General features: G+C 59.0%; 16 protein-coding genes and 1 pseudogene. 16 read left to right on the forward strand and 1 reads right to left on the reverse strand.

The features are described from left to right. Positions 1–6: 6 nt before the first annotated feature. The 14 genes and pseudogenes from queG to EV130_RS11955 all read left to right on the forward strand — a co-directional run. Entirely contained in the window at positions 7–1164 is a 1158-nt protein-coding gene (gene queG, locus EV130_RS11885) for a tRNA epoxyqueuosine(34) reductase QueG (RefSeq protein ID WP_132551216.1), read from the forward strand. Next, on the forward strand, positions 1164–2036 hold the full coding sequence (locus tag EV130_RS11890; RefSeq protein WP_074059906.1) for an SDR family oxidoreductase: 873 nt from the start codon (positions 1164–1166) through the stop codon (positions 2034–2036). The genes queG and EV130_RS11890 overlap by 1 nt, the downstream gene beginning before the upstream one ends. Before the next feature lie 397 nt (positions 2037–2433). After that, positions 2434–2802, forward strand: coding sequence for a septal ring lytic transglycosylase RlpA family protein (locus EV130_RS11895; RefSeq protein ID WP_074059905.1), 369 nt, complete (start codon positions 2434–2436; stop codon positions 2800–2802). A 122-nt stretch (positions 2803–2924) separates the two neighbouring features. Continuing rightward, positions 2925–4214 (forward strand): RsmB/NOP family class I SAM-dependent RNA methyltransferase, encoded by a 1290-nt coding sequence (locus tag EV130_RS11900; RefSeq protein ID WP_132660376.1) that lies wholly within the window; start codon positions 2925–2927, stop codon positions 4212–4214. 487 nt (positions 4215–4701) lie between these two features. Further along, positions 4702–5973 carry an imelysin family protein gene (locus EV130_RS11905; protein WP_132660378.1) on the forward strand — a complete coding sequence of 424 codons (1272 nt, stop codon included), beginning with the start codon at positions 4702–4704 and terminating at the stop codon, positions 5971–5973. A 46-nt stretch (positions 5974–6019) separates the two neighbouring features. Further along, positions 6020–7558 (forward strand): di-heme oxidoreductase family protein, encoded by a 1539-nt coding sequence (locus EV130_RS11910; protein ID WP_132660380.1) that lies wholly within the window; start codon positions 6020–6022, stop codon positions 7556–7558. Beyond that, complete coding sequence (locus tag EV130_RS11915; RefSeq protein WP_074059901.1) at positions 7558–8652, forward strand: imelysin family protein; 1095 nt, start codon at positions 7558–7560, stop codon at positions 8650–8652. The genes EV130_RS11910 and EV130_RS11915 overlap by 1 nt, the downstream gene beginning before the upstream one ends. A gap of 4 nt (positions 8653–8656) precedes the next feature. Next, a complete protein-coding gene (locus tag EV130_RS11920) occupies positions 8657–9748 on the forward strand; it encodes a DUF1513 domain-containing protein (protein WP_132660382.1) in 1092 nt (363 codons plus the stop codon). Between the two features lie 133 nt (positions 9749–9881). Next, positions 9882–10331, forward strand: coding sequence for a PaaI family thioesterase (locus tag EV130_RS11925; protein ID WP_074059899.1), 450 nt, complete (start codon positions 9882–9884; stop codon positions 10329–10331). After that, entirely contained in the window at positions 10328–10966 is a 639-nt protein-coding gene (locus EV130_RS11930) for a 5'-methylthioadenosine/S-adenosylhomocysteine nucleosidase (protein WP_132551228.1), read from the forward strand. Before EV130_RS11925 ends, EV130_RS11930 begins: the two co-directional genes overlap by 4 nt. Positions 10967–11060: 94 nt before the next feature. Then, positions 11061–12623: a glutamine-hydrolyzing GMP synthase gene (guaA, locus tag EV130_RS11935; protein WP_074059897.1), complete on the forward strand. Its 1563-nt coding sequence runs from the start codon at positions 11061–11063 to the stop codon at positions 12621–12623. A gap of 426 nt (positions 12624–13049) precedes the next feature. Then, entirely contained in the window at positions 13050–14132 is a 1083-nt protein-coding gene (locus EV130_RS11940) for an AI-2E family transporter (RefSeq protein WP_245520052.1), read from the forward strand. Positions 14133–15162: 1030 nt separating this feature from the next. Further along, complete coding sequence (locus EV130_RS11950; RefSeq protein WP_132660386.1) at positions 15163–15999, forward strand: alpha/beta fold hydrolase; 837 nt, start codon at positions 15163–15165, stop codon at positions 15997–15999. 33 nt (positions 16000–16032) lie between these two features. Next, positions 16033–16233: pseudogene (locus EV130_RS11955) on the forward strand (NAD-dependent epimerase/dehydratase family protein); the annotation flags it as partial. Between the two features lie 349 nt (positions 16234–16582). On the opposite strand, the gene EV130_RS11960 reads toward EV130_RS11955, so the two are convergent. Beyond that, the gene (locus EV130_RS11960) at positions 16583–17143 is read right to left on the reverse strand and encodes a methylated-DNA--[protein]-cysteine S-methyltransferase (RefSeq protein WP_132660388.1); all 561 of its coding nucleotides are present in this window, start codon (positions 17141–17143) and stop codon (positions 16583–16585) included. A 401-nt stretch (positions 17144–17544) separates the two neighbouring features. On the opposite strand from EV130_RS11960, the gene EV130_RS11965 reads away from it, so the two are divergent. Continuing rightward, positions 17545–18606: a M14 family metallopeptidase gene (locus EV130_RS11965; protein ID WP_074063016.1), complete on the forward strand. Its 1062-nt coding sequence runs from the start codon at positions 17545–17547 to the stop codon at positions 18604–18606. A gap of 2 nt (positions 18607–18608) precedes the next feature. Next, entirely contained in the window at positions 18609–18959 is a 351-nt protein-coding gene (locus EV130_RS11970; RefSeq protein ID WP_074059893.1) for an ArsC family reductase, read from the forward strand.

An 18959-nucleotide genomic window follows, 5' to 3' on the forward strand; every position in this document is an offset into this window, starting at 1 on the left:
CTTTCGATGCCCGAACGGATAGCAGACGATAAAGAACGCAAGCGCCGCGACAGTTTGACCGCCTTTGTTCGTGCCGAGGCGGCAAAGCTCGGCTTTGAGCTCTGTCGCATCACGCGGCCCGATTCGATACCAGAAGCGAAGGAACGGCTTGGCGAATTCATCGACGCCGGACGTCACGGCACGATGGAATGGATGGCTGAGACGCGCGATCGCCGCGGCGATCCTCGCACGCTCTGGAGCGATGTGAAATCCATCGTCGTCTTCGGCCTCAATTACGGCCCCGGGGAAGACCCACGCCATATTCTCGAAACTCCGGACAAGGCGGCGATCTCAGTCTATGCGCGCAATCGCGACTATCACGACGTCATCAAGGGACGGCTCAAGGAGATCGCCACTCGCTTTGCAGCACGGGCAGGTGCCGACGTCAAAGTCTTTGTCGACACTGCACCCGTGATGGAAAAGCCACTCGCCGCGGCAGCGGGCCTCGGCTGGCAGGGCAAGCATACCAATCTGGTCAGTCGCAGCCACGGGTCCTGGCTTTTCCTTGGCTCGATGTTCACGACGGCCGATCTCAATATTGACGACGCCGAGATCGATCACTGCGGCTCGTGCCGCGCCTGCCTCGATGCCTGTCCGACCAATGCATTCCCGGCGCCGTATCAGATCGACGCTCGGCGCTGCATCTCATACCTGACGATCGAGCACAAAGGCCCAATCGACGTCGAATTCCGGCCGCTGATCGGCAACCGGATCTATGGTTGCGACGACTGCCTCGCCGCCTGTCCGTGGAACAAGTTTGCTGCATCGGCATCCGAAATGAAGCTGCGGGCCCGTGACGACCTGAAAGAGCCGTCGATTTCCTTTCTCCTGACGCTGGATGAGGCGGCTTTCCGGACTTTCTTCAGCGGTTCGCCGGTCAAGCGCATCGGCAGAGACCGCTTTATCCGCAATGTATTGATCGCCGCCGGCAATTCCGGTGATCAGAGCCTTGCCGATCAATGCCGAAGGCTCGCCACCGACGCGTCTGCGGATGTTCGCGGCATGGCAATCTGGGCGCTTTCGCGATTGATGGAGCCTGGTGAATTCGGAGACTTTGCGGCACAAAGGCCGGATGAGACTGATGCGGGCGTACTTGCAGAATGGCAATTGGCGGGGGTGATGTGATGCATGTGATGATTTTCGGCTGCGGTTATTCCGGCACGGCGATTGCCAAGGCGTTCTCAGTCGGAACCGGTCGCATTTCCGGCACCACCAGATCGGCAGACAAGGCTGAGCTCCTGCGCAGCCAAGGTATTGAAGCCTTCATTTTCGAGGGCGAGAATATCAGTGCCGCCTTGCTTGACGCCATGGCAAGCGTCACACACCTCGTCCAATCGATCGCGCCGCGGGAAGCAGGCGACCCGCTGATCAATCTCGCAGGCGGCCAGCTCGGCAAGATGATGCCGGCGCTTCAGTGGATCGGCTATCTTTCCACCGTTGGCGTATACGGCGACCACAAGGGTGAATGGGTCAGCGAAGAGACCGTCTGCGTTCCTGTGTCCGGGCGGTCGAAGGAAAGGCTCGAGGCAGAGGGTGCGTGGCTGGCGCTCGGCAAGGATCTCGGTATTCCGGCCGCCATACTGCGCCTGTCGGGCATCTACGGCCCGGGCCGGAATGCATTCGTCAATCTAGAACGGGGCACAGCCCGGCGCCTGATCAAGAAGGATCAGGTTTTCAATCGCATCCGCGTTGAGGATATCGCCGCATCGGCGCGCTACCTCTCGGACCGGTCCCTTGGCGGCCTATATAATGTGACCGATGACCTGCCCGGCCCGCCGCAGGACGTCATTGTCGAAGCAGCGCGGCTGATGGGTGTTGAGCCGCCTCCGGAACAGCCCTTCGAAACCGCGGCGCTGACCCCGCTGGCCCGTTCCTTCTATGGTGAGAACAAGCGTGTTTCGAACGCCAAATTGAAAGCTGCGGGCTATAGCTTTAGCTTTCCGAATTACCCCGTGTCGCTTGCACAATTGTGGCAGAGCGGACGGTGGCGCGGTTAGTCCGAACGGGCGGTTCCGGCACATTCGAAATGAGTAGAAAATTCCTACTTCGGCATTTTGGCGATCCGAATTTCGCTCCGCTTTATGGTTAACGGCCTCTGAATTTGCGCAAATGAGGCATCAATTGTGGCAAGTTCGGAAAATTATTTTTGTTACTTTTCCAACAAAGCATGACGCTGCGCCGCAGCAGAAAAAATCGTTCTAATTTTACCTGATTCTCTTATCTTTTTTCCATTTTCTCGGCAATCGCGCTTTTTCAACCCGAGGCCCGGGAAAACACAAATATTACCGGCTGTAACATTCCGTGATAGACAGCGGCACTTTTTCGCCACTTTTCGCCGGATTTAACCCCGCCGCCCGTAAAGGCGCAAGTTCAATAGTTGAGGGACAATCCGTTTTGAAGAATATCAGCCGCTCTATAGTCGCTGCCGTAGCTATTGCAGCTAGTTCTTTCATCCTTCCTTCCGAAGGTTTTGCTGCGGCCGGATGTGGTGGTGCTTCGTGGTACGCACTGCATTCCAAAACAGCTTCCGGCGAACGTATGAATCCTGCCATTTTGACTGCCGCTCACCGTTCGCTCCGCTTCGGCACGAAGCTTAGGGTAACCAACCGCAATAATGGCCGCAGCGTTATCGTTCGGGTCAATGACCGTGGCCCGTTCATCCGCGGCCGTGTTCTCGACCTTTCGCGCGCTGCCGCACAGAACATCGGCATGGTCCGCTCCGGTACCGCCAAAGTCTGCTACGAAGTCGTCACGGCCAGCTGAGCGTCCGAACCTGCAGCGGACGGCGCTTGCTCTTGCCGTCAATCGCGGATACCACGCGGTTGAGACTTGTGACATGCTTCCTGCCGGTTGCGCACAGGTCCGTGGCAACGGGAGTTTCGTGAATGCGTTTGGGCGGCCGCCTTGAGGGGGCGATTTCGGTTCTGGCTGATATCGATCAGCGCAAGAGACCTGTCGCCGAGGCGCTGAAGGACTGGGGCCTTGCGCATCGTTTCGCCGGCTCCGGCGATCGCGCCGCAATCGGCAACATCGTTTACGATGCGCTGCGCATGCGGCTTTCACACGCGTTCCTGATGGACGACGACGGCCCACTGGCGATCGCTTATGCCGTCATGTTCCGCCAATGGGGTTTCACGCCGGAAGCGCTTACCGCTGAACTTTCCGACGACAGGTTCGCGCCGCCTTCTCTGCCCGATGCAGCGCTGGCAGCCTTCCAGAACCGGGCTCTTTCCTCCGCGCCTGTCCACGTCCAGGGTGATATTCCCGAGTGGGTGCAAAGCTCCTTCGAGACTGCATTCGGTGATAGCTGGCTTTCCGAAGCCAAGGCGCTCGCTTCCCGCCCAACGCTCGATCTTCGCGCCAACATTTTGAAGGCCAGCCGCCAGAAGGCGGTCAAAGCGCTTGAAAGAGCCGGCGCTCATGAAGCGAAAATTGCGCGGTATGGCATCCGGATTCCCGCCGGCGAAGGCGCCTCACGGCTTCCGAACGTCACAGCAGAGCTTTCCTTTCAAAAAGGCTGGTTCGAAGTTCAGGACGAGGGATCGCAGATCGTTGCCGATCTGGTGCTGCCCAAGGATGGCGAGCAAGTGCTCGACTATTGCGCCGGAGGCGGCGGCAAGACGCTAGCAATGGCGGCAGCCATGCACAACAAGGGCCAGATCCATGCCTATGATGCCGACCGCAAACGCCTTGCGCCGATCATCGAACGCCTGAAGCGCGCCGGTACGCGCAATGTTCAAGTCCATGACAATGCAAAGGCTCTTTCGAGCCTGCGCGCTCGCTGCGACAAGGTGCTGGTCGACGCCCCCTGCACGGGCACCGGCACTTGGCGCCGCCGCCCCGATACCAAATGGCGGCTGACGGCGAAGAACCTCGACGAGCGTACGAGCCAGCAACAGGATGCCTTGAAGCAGGCGAGCGCCTTCGTGCGCCCCGGCGGCGAGTTGATCTATGTCACCTGTTCCGTGCTGCCGCAGGAGAACGAAGATCAGGTACGACGCTTCACCGCGGAAAATACGGCATTCTCCATCGAAAGCGCCCTGGCTGGCTGGGACGAGCTGTTCGGCAAGGATGCGCCGCGCCCGCGGTCGTCTGATGGTGAAACGGTTACACTGACACCGGCATCGACTGACACGGACGGTTTCTTCTTCTGCCGCATGCAACGTAAGGCTTAAAATCGCCTGGCGCGCGCGCGAAGTCGATATCGATGCCGCGGCGGGATGACGTGGTCTACGTCTGCGACCACCACCACCGGACGCCGTTCGGATAGAACGCCAGCAAAGAGCCCAAGCCCGCCGAGATGCGAACTGAGCACCTGGCGGTCCCACCGGCGGATGCGGGCTCTGCAACGGCAAGCACGCCGGCAATTGCAGGACCGATGGCGGTCGCCGCGACCCAACACCCAAGGAAGAAGACAACCAGACAGCAATCAGCGCCGCAGCAGATAGCGTCGCGCGCGCACCAGATCCGGACCAGAATTGAACAATTGCACTAACAGCTCAATCTTGTGTTCTTCTGCAAGTAAAAATCCCTTCTGAACACGCGCTTTCAAACAATCTCCAATTCTTAAAATCATTCCAAACTAGAGTATTTGACACTGGTTTTCTTTTGGGCGAAGAGATTTGGGCGATTTCAGGCGGATATCCGTCACAGGAGAGGACCATGAAGCTCAACAAGAAATTCTGCGCAGCATTGGCGCTTGTGATAGCCCCGCTATCCAGCCCGGCTCTCGCGGACACCGATGCTGCAGCCGTCGTGAAGCATTACGCCGAAGTGGCGCATGCCAAATACGAGGACTCGCTGATCACCGCCAAAGCGCTCGACAAGGCGATTGACGCCTTCCTGAAGACGCCGAACGACGAGACGCTGAAGGCCGCCAAGGATGCTTGGCTTGCGGCCCGTGTTCCTTATCAGCAGACGGAAGTCTACCGCTTCGGCAATCCGATCGTCGATGACTGGGAAGGCAAGGTCAATGCTTGGCCGCTCGATGAAGGCCTGATCGATTATGTCGATGCCTCCTACGGAGCGGAGAGCGACGAGAACGCGCTCTATGTTGCAAACGTCATCGCCAACAAGACGATCAAGATCGACGGAAAGGAGATCGATGCTTCCAAGCTGACGCCGGAATTCCTGTCCGGTACGCTGCAGGAAGCAGGTGGCGTCGAAGCCAATGTCGCGACCGGCTACCATGCCATCGAATTCCTGCTCTGGGGCCAGGACCTGAACGGCACCGGTCCGGGGTCGGGCAGCCGCCCGGCAACCGATTACGACCCCGAAAATTGCACGAACGGCAATTGCGATCGCCGCGCCGAATACCTGAAGTCGGTATCCACGCTGCTGGTCTCCGACCTGCAGGAAATGACCGATCATTGGGCGGCTGACGGTGCCGCGACAAAGAACGTCGAAGCCGATCCGAAGGCCGGCCTCGTCGCGATTCTGACCGGCATGGGCTCGCTCTCGTACGGCGAACTCGCAGGCGAGCGGATGAAACTCGGCTTGTTGCTGCACGATCCGGAAGAGGAGCACGATTGCTTCTCCGACAACACCTATAACTCGCACCTCAACGATGCGATCGGCATCGCCGCCGCCTACAGCGGGGAATATACCCGCGTCGACGGAACGAAGCTGACCGGCCCGTCGCTGCACGATCTCGTTGCCGCGAAAGACAAGGCACTCGATGCCGAAGTCGCCGGCAAGCTGAAGACGACGCTTGATGCAATGCTCGCCATGGCAAAACGCGGCGAGACGGTCGAGAAATACGACCAGATGATCGCTGAAGGCAACAAGGACGGCAACGCCGCCGTTCAAGCCGCCGTCGACGGCCTCGTTGACCAAACGAAGTCGATCCAGCGTGTTATTGCCGCGCTGGATCTTGGCACGGTTCCGCTTGAAGGTTCCGACAGCTTGGATAAGCCTGACGCTGTCTTCCAATAAGCAAAAAGGCGGGCCGCTTCCAAACCCAAGCGGCCCGAACTCTGAAATGCCGCATAATCCGGCTTGTCGCGTCGTTCTTTGCGCTGCTTTCTGCGCCACGCTTGTCAGCCTTCCGGTGGCTCTTGCCGCCGGTTTTGATCTTCCCACGAAGCGCACCGATCTTTCCGATGCCGATTTGAAGCGCGTCGAGGCAGTAACGCGCCCGGCCGTCGATTTTTCCGAAGCCGAGCCATACGAGGCGATGCAGGCAGGTGCCGCCACATCGGTCGATCCGGTTACGCAGGATGCCTTTTCGCATATCTCGGCAAACATCCCATTCGAAGAAGAGCAGAACTTCAAGCTCGGCAACGCACTCTTCAAGAAGCTCTGGGTTTCCGCACCATCTTCGACACAGGCATCGGATGGCCTCGGGCCGCTCTTCAATGCGCGCTCCTGCATGAGCTGCCACGTAAACGACGGACGCGGCAGGCCACCGGAAGGCGGCGCCAGCGCCACATCGATGTTCTTTCGCCTTGGTCGAGCAGCGGCGACACCGGAAGAAAGAGAGGAGATCGCAAATGCCGACGCGGTCAATTTCCCGGACGCTACTTATGGTCATCAGCTGCAGGACCTTGCCGTGCCCGGTCTCGCCGGCGAAGGCAAGATAGTCATTCGCTATACGGAAACGACCGTGGCGCTTGCCGGCGGAGAAACAGCCTCATTGCGAGCGCCAACCTACGATGTGAGAGATCTTGCCTACGGCAGTCTCGATCCGGCGACAACGATATCGCCACGCGTCGCCCCGGCAATGATCGGGTTGGGCCTCATCGAAGCCATTCCAGCAGCCGATATCCTCGCGCATGCCGATCCGGACGACAAAGATGGTAATGGCATTTCAGGCAAGGCCGCCATCGTGCGTGATCATCGCACAGGCATAGTCGCCCTTGGCCGCTTCGGATGGAAGGCGCAGAATGCAACTGTGCGCGACCAGAGCGCTGCCGCTTTCTCCAGCGATATCGGCATATCGACGCCCGACCGGCCGGACGCACACGGGGATTGCACGAAGGCCGAGATAAAATGCCAAAAAATGCCGACCGGTGTTCAAAAGCGACTGGGCGATGAAGAGGCGCCCGGACCCATCCTCGATCTAGTGACCTTCTATTCCGCAAATCTCGCCGTGCCGGCGCGGCGAAAGGCAAGCTTTCCTGACACGCTGAGAGGCAAGGAACTCTTCTATCGTTCCGGCTGCACGTCCTGCCACGTGCCCAAGTTTGTCACACGTCGGGATGCCGCCGAAAAAGCTCAGTCCTTTCAGCTTGTCTGGCCTTATTCGGATTTTCTGCTGCACGATATGGGCGAAGGTCTTGCCGATGGCCAGCAAGTTGGCCGCGCAAGCGGACGTGAATGGCGCACGCCGCCGCTATGGGGTATAGGACTGACCCGGACTGTCAGCGGACACAGCTTCCTCCTTCACGACGGCCGCGCCAGAAATCTTACCGAAGCGATCCTCTGGCACGGCGGCGAAGCGGAGAAAGCCCGCGATGCATTCTCCTCTCTGCCGAAAGACGATAGAGAGGCCCTGATCAGATTCCTGGAGTCCCTGTAATGCGCCTTTGGCAACCTCTCCTGCTTTCGTTCATGCTTGCGGCATCGGCAACTGCGCAGACTGCGTCGACGCCGACGGGGCTGAACGAGGAAGCGGTGCCGGGCGTGATGGCGCGCGCCGTCGACGAGGTGATCCGTCCCGGCTACCGAAACATGCAGCAGTCTACGGCACGCTTGACGACGGCGATGAAGGACCTTTGCGACGAGGGCACACAGCAGACTTTGGACAAGGCCAAATCTGCTTTCGACGATACAATCCGCTATTGGTCGATTATCGAGATCGTGCAAACCGGTCCGGTGATGCACGACAATCTCTTCGAGCACATCCTCTTCTTTCCTGACCGCAAGGGTGTCGGCCTTAGACAGGTACAGGCACTGCTCGCCAAGGCCGACCCGAAGGATGCAACGGTCGATGCGATTGGTGAAAAGAGTGTCGCCTTGCAGGGTCTGACGGCGCTCGAATACGTGCTTTACGGCAACGGGTCAGACGATCTCCTCAAACAAAAGAACGGGTTCCGCTGTCAATATGGTGCGGCTGTCGCCGGCAACATCCAGCGCGAGGCAGGCGAAGTCGTTGCGGCTTGGGAAAAGCCGGACGGCGTTCAGGCAAGCTGGAAACGACCCGGTCCCCAAAGCGAAGATTTCATCGACAACAAGGAAGCGGTGACCGCGCTTCTCGGAATTCTTGTCCACGGCGTCGAAACCGTCCGCGATCAGCGGCTGGAGCTGTTTTACAAAGGTCGAGACACGGCACCGCGCCCGCGGATGGCTATCTACTGGCGCTCAAAAAACACCTGGAAATCGATGACGGCAAATCTCGAGGGACTGCGCACGCTCTGGCAGAAGGCCGGAATGGCAGAACTTCTGCCTGCCGACAAGAAGCCCGTTGCCGATGCAATCGAGGCGAACTTCAAGACCCTGCTTGATACTGTCCCGAAGCTCAACCCGGATATTGACGTGGCAACCAGCGATGCGGAGAAAGCCAAGCTCGACGCATTTCTGGCGGTGAGCCGTGAATTGATCACCCGCATCAGCGACGAATATGGCGGCGCGATCGGTCTTTCGGCCGGCTTCTCCTTCTCCGACGGGGACTGAGGCGATGTGGCGGAGCGCTGCGATCGACCGGCGCAGTTTCGTCAAGGCAGCGGGCCTGAGCTTTCTCGCCGCATTGCCGCCGCGCGGGCTGCTGGCACTTGAGCGCGCGGATGCGGTTTATGCCTCGGGCATCCGCGCCGCCGACGGCTCCTTCGCGGTGGCGACCGTGACCGAACGCGGCGAAATCATCGATCAGGTCGCCCTGCCAGCACGTGCCCATGGCATGGCTTTCAGCCCGACCACCGGCAAGGCCGTCGCCTTCGCCCGCCGTCCCGGCACCTACGCAATGATTTTCGAACCCAGCAATAGGAGCGAGCCGGACGTCATCACCTCCGCCGAAGGCCGCCACTTCTACGGACACGGCACCTTTTCGCCGGACGGGCGGTTGCTTTATGCCAGTGAGAACGATTTTGACGGCAATCGCGGCATGATCGGTCTCTACGACGCGACAAACCGCTTCGCCCGCATCGGCGAGTTCAAGACCTATGGGGTCGGCCCGCACGATATGACCGTCTCCGATGACGGCCGCTTTCTCGTCATCGCCAATGGTGGCATCGAGACCCATCCCGATTTCGGCCGCACGAAGCTCAACCTCGGCAACATGCAGCCATCGCTGACACTGATCGATGCAGCAAATGGAACGCTCGTCGAAAAACATGTGCTGCCACGGCAATGGTCGCAAGTCTCGACACGTCATGTCGATATAGACGCAAATGGTCGCGTGTGGTTTGCATGCCAGTACGAGGGCCACCGTAACGACCTGCCGCCGCTCGTCGGTCACTTCGCCAAAGGCGAGGAACTGACCTTTATCGATCTGCCACAGGAAACGACCCGCCGGCTCGGCAACTATGTCGGCGCCATTGCCGTCAACCGCAAGGACGCCCTGGTCGGCGTGACCTCGCCGAAGGGCGCATCGGCAATCCTCGACTGCAACTCCGGCAAGGTATTGGCCGAAGACATCATCCCCGACGCTGCCGGCATCGCGCCCGCCCGACATGGTTTTGCGATCTCTTCCTATGCCGGTGAGTTCCTTGCAACGCGCAGCAATGTGGCATGGGATCAGCACATCGTCAGGATTGTCCGAGCGCGCACTTGATCTGCATCCTGTACTTATGCTGCGGATCGTTTTTGCGGCATTCCGGCTCGATTGCATATCGGAACTGATTGCCTTTCATCCTTGTCGAAACCGGCGCGCCGTGCCACTTTCGCGATCGCAAGGGGATAAATGCATGAGCGTTAGGAACAACGGCGACTTCCGCGAACGGATCCGTCGCAATTTTGCCCGCCAGGCGGCGATGGAAACGATCGGCGCCGAGCTGACGCGCGTCGAGCATGGCGTGGTGGAGATCGAACTCCCCTTCGACTTCAAGCTTACGCAACAGCATGGCATTCTTCATGCCGGCGTCATTTCGGCAGCTCTCGACAGCGCCTGCGGCTTTGCCGCCTACAGTGTCATCGACATCGATGCCTCGATCCTGACAATCGAATTCAAGGTCAACCTGATGTCCCCTGGGCGCGGCGAGCGCTTCCTGTTTCGCGGCGAGATCACCAAGCCAGGCTCCAATATCATCGTTGCCGACGGGCGTGGCTATGCGATCGGCGATGGACCGGCCAAGCTGATTGCTTCCATGACGGGAACGATGATGGTCGTTCGCGGCCGAGAAGGAATTACGGGATGAAATTCGAACTGAAGCCGATCGCCGGCAAGTCAATTCTCTTCGTCATGGCAGCGGAAGCCGAATATGGACCCTTCTTGCGCTCCCGTTTCGAACCGCTGATGACGGGCGTCGGTCCGGTCGAGGCGGCGGTCGCGATGACGAAGACCCTTTCCCGGCTCGATCAGGCCGACGACCTGCCGCAGCTCGTCGTCTCTCTCGGCTCGGCAGGTTCCGCGACGCTGGAGCAGACAGAAGTCTATCAGGTTTCTTCCGTTTCCTATCGCGACATGGATGCATCGCCGCTTGGTTTCGAGAAGGGCCACACACCCTTCCTCGATCTTCCAGCGGTCATCGATTTGCCGTTGCGCATTCCAGGTATTCCTGAGGCCAGCCTTTCCACCGGTGGCAACGTTATCTCTGGGCCGGCCTACAGGAACATCGCTGCCGACATGGTGGACATGGAAACATTTGCGATTCTGCGCGCCTGCCAAGGCTATAGGCTGCCGCTGATCGGCCTTCGCGGAATCTCCGACGGCGCTGAAGAACTGCAGCATATCTCCGGCTGGACGGAATATCTGCACGTGATCGACCGCAAGCTCTCATATGCCGTCGATAGCCTATTCGCAGCGCTCGAGGATGGTGTTTTCTGGTTCTGATGCGCTCTAAAGCGGTGACAATCAGGACAATAAAATCCCGCGTCGGCGGATTTCCTGGATTGCCACGACGAGTGCTTTTCATTAAAGGCTCGCCATGACCCACACAGCACATCCCGACAGCGTTCTCATCGTCGATTTCGGCAGCCAGGTGACCCAGCTGATCGCACGCCGAGTGCGTGAGGCGGGTGTGTACTGCGAGATCGTTCCCTTCCAATCCGCCGAAGAGGGCTTCAAGCGCCTTCAGCCGAAAGCCGTGATCCTGTCCGGCAGCCCGGCTTCGACGGTCGACGAAGGTTCGCCCCGCGCGCCGCAGATCATCTTCGAAAGCGGCCTGCCGGTCTTCGGCATCTGCTACGGCCAGCAGACGATGTGCATGCAGCTCGGAGGCAAGGTCGAGAGCGGTCATCACCGCGAATTCGGCCGCGCTTTCCTGGACGTCGACAAGGACTGCCCACTGTTCGAAGGACTGTGGTCTAAAGGTTCGCGCCATCAAGTCTGGATGAGCCACGGCGACCGCGTCACGGTGCTGCCGGCAGGATTCGAGGTCGTCGCGACCTCCTCCAATGCGCCATATGCTTTCATCGCCGACGAAAAGCGCAAATATTACGGCGTACAATTCCATCCGGAAGTCGTGCATACCCCGGATGGCGCGAAGCTCATCGGCAATTTCATTCACAACATTGCCGGTATCAAGGGCGACTGGTCAATGTCGGCCTATCGCCAGAAGGCGGTCGAGCAAATCCGCCAGCAGGTGGGCACCAAGCGCGTCATTTGTGCGCTTTCGGGCGGCGTCGACAGCTCGGTCGCAGCGCTCCTAATCCACGAAGCCGTCGGCGACCAACTGACCTGCATACTCGTCGATCATGGCCTGATGCGCAAAGACGAGGCCGCGAGCGTCGTCGCGATGTTCCGCGAGCATTACAATTTACACTTGCTGCATGTCGATGCCTCGAACAGGTTTATCGGCGAGCTCGAAGGCGTCAGCGATCCGGAGACCAAGCGCAAAATCATCGGGCGCTTGTTCATCGAGACCTTTGAGGAAGAAGCCAAAAAGCTCGGCGGCGCCGATTTCCTGGGCCAGGGCACTCTCTATCCGGATGTGATCGAAAGCGTATCTTTCACCGGTGGCCCGTCGGTTACCATCAAGTCGCATCACAATGTCGGCGGTTTGCCGGAGCGCATGAACATGCAGCTCGTCGAGCCTCTGCGTGAGCTCTTCAAGGACGAAGTGCGCGCACTCGGCAAGGAACTCGGGCTGCCCGATAGCTTCATCGGCCGCCATCCCTTCCCAGGCCCGGGGCTCGCAATTCGCTGCCCGGGCGGCATCACTCGCGAAAAGCTCGACATCCTGCGCGAAGCCGATGCAATCTATCTCGACGAAATCCGTAAGGCGGGCCTCTACGATGCGATCTGGCAGGCCTTCGCGGTGCTGCTTCCGGTCCAGACCGTCGGAGTCATGGGCGACGGGCGCACCTACGAATTCGTCTGCGCGCTTCGCGCCGTCACCTCGGTTGACGGCATGACGGCGGATTTCTATCACTATGACATGGAATTCCTCGGCCGCGCCGCAACCCGCATTATTAACGAAGTGCGCGGCATCAATCGCGTGGTTTACGACGTGACCTCGAAGCCGCCCGGAACGATCGAGTGGGAGTGAGGGAAACGGTGATGGTAGGCGGCTCTAGCGTAGTATTTCGCAAAAAATACAATGATTTGCGGGCAGGGCAGACTGCTAGCCGGGGCACATTATCAATGGACTTGACAACTCTATCAAGTCGTTGAAATCGTTAAGTTTATCGGAGCGCCTGGCGCAGGCTCGCAGCTTGTAGCAGATCACTCTGACGGTACTTTTGACGGTGTTTTTCGTGTCCGACAGAGCATTCGCCTCCGGCGTGGGCGATGCAGCGCCTGATTTTCGAGCCGATAAAGTCCGCCTATTCATCAAAAAAGATCGTCGCAAACGAGCGGGCGTCGAAGGAGGCTGGGATAGGTGCACCTGCTGCCCCCGGCATTGTATGGCGCGAAGTGGGTTGACACGGCTTTGGAATAATCGATTGTGCGGGCGCAACCGGAAAAGCTGACTGTGCGGCAAATTAAGGAAAAGACCTTCATCTGGCTGACGGCCGCCGTATCGCTGGCTTTCGCATGGATGCTGTGGCCGTTTTCTGGCGCGATCCTATGGGCGACGGTGCTCGCTGTGCTATTTGCCCCCGTCAACCGCGGGATTCTTAGGAGCATCCCGGGCCGGCGCAATCTTGCAGCGCTTTTCACATTGGTCATCATTCTCATGATGGTGATCTTGCCGTTTCTGCTCATTGCAAACCTCGTCTTTCGCGAGGCGGCCTCGGTTTACAAGAGCATCGCGGCGGGCCAGTTCGCTCCCGCCATTGACATACAAACCCTGCGCGGCATGCTGCCAGACTGGTTAAATAGCCTGCTCGACAGTATCGAGCTGCCGGATGCTGCTTTGCTGCGCGAACGGCTGCTGAACGCGCTCGCAGAGAGCGGGCAGTTCTTGGCGGGGCAGGCGATCAACATCGGGCAGTCAACCTTCCATCTCGTGGTAAGCGTTTCCGTGATGCTTTACCTACTGTTCTTCTTGCTGCGTGACGGGCGCGAATTGGCGCGACTGATCGGCGAGGCTATGCCGCTCAGTGGCGAGTTGCGCCAGGCGCTGTTCAGCCGATTCGCACTGACCATTAATGCAATCGTCAAGGGCAGCGTCGTCGTGGCGCTCGTGCAGGGAACGCTGGGTGCGCTAGTTCTCTGGATGCTTGATATTCGGACGCCAGTGCTTTGGGGGGCGGTGATGGCCTTCTTCGCGCTGCTGCCGGTTGTGGGCACCGCTCTCGTGTGGGGACCCATCGCCATCTTCCTGCTGGTATCAGGGGCTATTTGGAAGGGCACGGTGCTGCTCGCCTTCGGAATCCTCGTGATTGGGCTCGTGGACAACCTGCTGCGGCCAATCCTTATAGGAAAGGAAACCAGAATTCCGGATTATCTGGTCCTGATCTCGACGCTGGGTGGCATCGCCACCTTCGGGCCTGACGGCTTAGTAGCCGGCCCTGTGATCGCGGCGCTGTTTCTGGCAGCGTGGTCGGTGTTTCCCGCCGTTACGGGCGAACGAAATTACCGGGGCGGCAACATAGATGGAGATCAAAGCTGACGACCGTCTCGCAAGTTGGGCCGGGAACGATCAAATGACGTCGAACTCCAATCACTCCCCTTTGCCAGTCGAAGACCGTCAACGCGCTGGTGCGCTTTGACTTCATCCTGGCCAATCTCTGGCCGATTTTGCGCTCCATCTGAGCTCGAAGAGGGCCGCCGGTTTGGATGCCTTTGACAGAGAGGGGCGTCGGCTCTCGAGCCATCACGAGGGATGAAGACGGGTCTGCAAAGCCGTGACATGTGTTCTGGTGTGCCACAAGTCCGCTACTCAACGGCATCGGTGGGGTCTATTGTCAGGATTGCGACGTCGCGGTCCTCCACACCGGCGACGCAAGGCCGGCGGAGTGTCAAATCCTTGAGCCGCACGAGCTTGCCAAACGTTTCTGGCGGATCTCAACACAGATGACATGGATGGCTCTGCAACACCGTCAACGGTGGCGGTGTCCAATGGCAGGTATCAATCCAAGCGAACCCAGCTCCTCTGGATGAGGGCTTGGCGACGGCCGCGGGTGATCTACATACGATGGTCTGATTCTTCAGACCAGGTCACAAAATCCATCCTACTTGCTGCTTTGCAGAAAATACTCAAGAATACAGGTCAACGCACCGGGGCGGCAATGTTCTTGAATATTACTAGATAAAAAAACTCGACTACTTCCCGGGTTTGGTCGAAATGAATACATTCTGTTCCATTAGTTACTTAAGCTCTTGCTACAATGTTGCGGGGCATTGCCGGCGATGCATCATCACTGATCACCAGATCCTGCGCGCGCTCAAGGGTGAGTGAGACGATCACTTCCACCCGGAAAAGCAAGTCGAATAGAGAACAGTAATTCTGCCGCGAGCGGAAAAGGGGGCGATTGATGACAGACATAAAACCACATGAACCGGACGATCCTGGCCGTCGCGAGATGCTTGCATTCGGCCTTGGCGCGACAGCGATGCTCCCAAGCTGGCCAGCCACAGTCTAATCAACCACAGCCCAATCAACCACAGCCCAAGGCCCAACCTCCGAAAGGAACCAAACCATGGCCACGATCACCACACAGGACGGCGTCGAGATTTTTTACAAGGACTGGGGTCCGAAAACCGCCCAGCCCATCATGTTCCACCATGGCTGGCCGCTGTGCTCGGACGATTGGGACACGCAGATGCTGTTCTTCCTCCAGAACGGCTATCGCGTCGTTGCCCACGACCGCCGCGGGCACGGGCGCTCGGCACAGGTGAGCGAGGGTCATGACATGGACCATTATGCCGCTGACGCAGCGGCGGTGGTTGAGCATCTCGACCTCAGGAACGTCGTGCATATCGGCCATTCTACCGGCGGCGGCGAGGCGACACACTACGTTGCAAAGCATGGACAGCCGCAAAGTCGCGTCGCCAAGCTGATTATCATTGGTGCGGTTCCGCCGATCATGGTGAAGACAGCGTCCAACCCGGGCGGCCTGCCGATCGAGGTGTTCGACGGGCTGCGCAAGGCGCTCGCCGACAACCGTTCCAAATTCTACGTCGATTTACCGTCAGGTCCCTTCTACAGCTTCAACCGGCCCGGCGCGCAGCCGATTCAGGCCGTTATCGACAATTGGTGGCGACAGGGCATGATGGGCGGCGCCAAGGCCCATTATGATGGCATCAAGGCATTTTCCGAGACCGATTTCACGGAAGACCTGAAGATCATCACGGTGCCGACATTGGTCATGCATGGCGACGACGACCAGATCGTACCGATCGCGGATTCCGCGCCCCTGTCGGCGAAGCTGCTGAAGAACAGCACGCTGAAGGTCTACGAGAGGTTCCCGCACGGCATGTGCACCACACATGCCGATGTGGTGAACCCGGATCTCCTCGCGTTCGTGAAGGGCTGACTCACCAGAAGCCGGCATCCCCAGCGCCGGCTCATGGCCCTCGTTCCAAATGGAGGCACGTTCCTAAAAATCGTCGTTATCGGCGGCAGCGGACTGATTGGGTCGCGCCCCGTCACTCTCCTGCGCGAAGCGGGTCACGAAGTGGTCGCCGCCTCGCCCAGCACTGGCGTCAACCCCTTCACCGGCGAAGGGCTCTCGGAAGCCCTCGCCGGTGCTCAGGTGGTGGTCGATGTGCGTGAGCGGCGGTGTCGTAATGCTGTTCGATATAGCCAATATCTTAAAAAGAACCTCGGCGAATTCGCTGCGAAAGTGCAAACATCGCGGGTAGAAGACGTGCGGAGTTTGATTGTTCGTAGAAGTTCCGGCGAGAAGTCCAGGCGAATACTGGGGTGGCATCCTCGCGCTCCGGAAAAAACGATCATCGAAACAGCCCGAAGTCTATTTCGGGCACGGCGTCGTAAGCTCGCAATAACGTCCGGACGAGAAACTTTTTGATGGCCTGGTTGCCGAAGTTTGTACGGTGCCAAAAGCCGTTGTCGTTATACGTTTCATTGAACGATCACGCGGGTTTTCATCCCGCAGACTAAAATTCCAGGGATTGCTGCGCCGGCTGCGGCTCAAGTCGGACGCCTTCCAGCTCCAGCATCCTGAGTTTGGAATTCGATCCGCCCGGCGCCGAAAATCCGCCAATCCTGCCACCTGCGGCAAGTACGCGGTGGCACGGGATAATGAGGGCAACCGGGTTCTTTGCCATCGCCTGACCCACGTCCCTCGCCGCTTCCGGGCCTGCGCCAAGTTCCCTCGCCAACGCGCCATAGGTGGTCGTTCGGCCCCAGCCGACGCGGCGGGCAGCGGCATAGATGCACTTGAAGAATGCATCCTGACCCTCAAGGTCGAGCTTTACGCCTGAAAAATCTGTTTCTTTGCCGTCGAAGTAACGCTTTACCGCAGCGACCGCCTCTGCAACCTCAGGCGTCGGTGTACCTGGTTCGGCTGCCGGAAGGCGACGCAACAGAAGCCGCTCCGTCGCATCCGCGGCACTTGTCGGCAGTTGAAAACGTGCAATGCCGATCTCGTTCCAAGCAATTCCGCAAAAACCGCCAGCCGTCTCGAAGATTAGATATTGATGCGCTTTCTCAGCCATGACATCGCCTCTGTGCTTCACTCGCCCCTAAAATCGTGCGGCCGGACGATGAGTTCAACCCGTTTCTTGCAACAGTTTACCCATTTCGCACGGGCCTTGGCCAAGGTTAAATGTTCTAATTTTGTTCGTGCGCTTTAGCACCTTCGGTGGATCTGGAACTGCATGAGAAAATGGAGGCGACTGCGATGCCTGCGAATGGTCATGCCAGCACCGAACAATTCGAACTTCCTTCGCCCATTCGGGAGCCGGCGAGAGCGAAGCATATCGGCGAGCGTCACCGATGGGATGGCGGAGTAAGGGCGGTGTACTTGCTTCAAACGAAGAGCACTAGCTGACGCCTTGCACATGCCCGCCGGGTTCGCATAAAGCTCTTTCAAGCAAAATTTTCGGGAGTGCGCAGCGTGGATATTTCCGAGATCATCATTCCGGGCGACACACCCGGCATCGAGTGGCGTCTGCCGGTTTTTCGGTTCAAGGGCAACGACCCGGCCGCACCTAAGGTTTATATCCAGGCGGCACTCCATGCCGACGAACTTCCGGGCACAGCACTTCTGCATTTTCTCTGCAGGATGCTGCGCGATGCAGAAACTGCCGACAAGATTGCGGGCGACATCACGATCGTACCCCAGGCCAATCCGATTGGTGCGGCACAGTCGCATTTCGGCGCACTTCAGGGCCGTTTCGATCTCGGTTCGCGGATAAATTTCAATCGGGACTTTCCGCTGATTTCGCTGCGCGACCGCGACAACCTGACCGACGATCTCGATCGTTATCCGGCAATCGACCGGCTGAAGCGGCAGTTGATGCATATGGCGCTTGGCGCCGATCTCGTGCTCGATCTGCATTGCGACGACGAATCCCTCCAATACGCCTATATCGATGAGGCCTACTGGCCGGATGCGAGCGACCTTGCCGCCGCCTTGGCGATGGACGCAGTGCTCCTTTCCGATGGCGAAAGCACGGCTTTCGAGGAGGCGATCAGCTTTGCCTGGAAATATGAAGTGCCTGGCGAAAAGCGCACCCGTCTGCCCGGCAAGCTTTCCGTCACCTTGGAACTTCGCGGCATACGCGATGTCTATCCGGATATGGCCAAAGCGGATGCAGAAGGGCTGTGGCGCTTCCTCACTGCACGCGAGATCATCAAAGCCGAGGGTGTCTTGCCAGGCAAGTTCGCCGGTCCGGCCGTGCCGCTCGACAATGTCGAGATGATCCGTTCGCCGGCGTCCGGCACGGTCCTCTTTCATCGAAGCATCGGTGAAGTGGTAGCTGAAGGCGATCTGCTGGCCACGATCCTCACGCGTCCCGGCCTGGCGGACGGCAGCATGCAAATTCGCGCGCCGCAAGCCGGCCTCGTGCTGACCCGCGTTTCCGACCGACTGGTACGCCGGCGCGCGACCCTGATGAAGATCGCCTGCAGCCAGCCCAGCAGCGTGGCGCGCAAAGCCGGAACCCTCGAGGATTGAGAATGACTGCCATCATTTACGGTATCAAGAACTGCGACACGATGAAGAAGGCGCGCGCCTGGTTGAAAGAGCATGGCGTTGCCTATGATTTCCACGACTACAAGGCCGTGGGTATCGATCGCGCTCATCTGGAGCAATGGGTTGACCGAGCCGGATGGGAAACGGTGCTCAACCGCGCCGGAACGACCTTCCGCAAACTACCCGACTCCAGCCGCCAAAACCTCACGCGGGAAAAGGCCATCGCCCTGATGCTCGATCAGCCGTCGATGATCAAGCGGCCGGTTCTGGAAGCAGGCGGCAAGCTGCTGGTCGGCTTCAAGCCTGAGAGCTACGCGGCGGAATTCGAAAGATAA

Source organism: Rhizobium azibense, assembly GCF_004342325.1.
Taxonomy (GTDB): Bacteria; Pseudomonadota; Alphaproteobacteria; order Rhizobiales; family Rhizobiaceae; genus Rhizobium; species Rhizobium etli_B.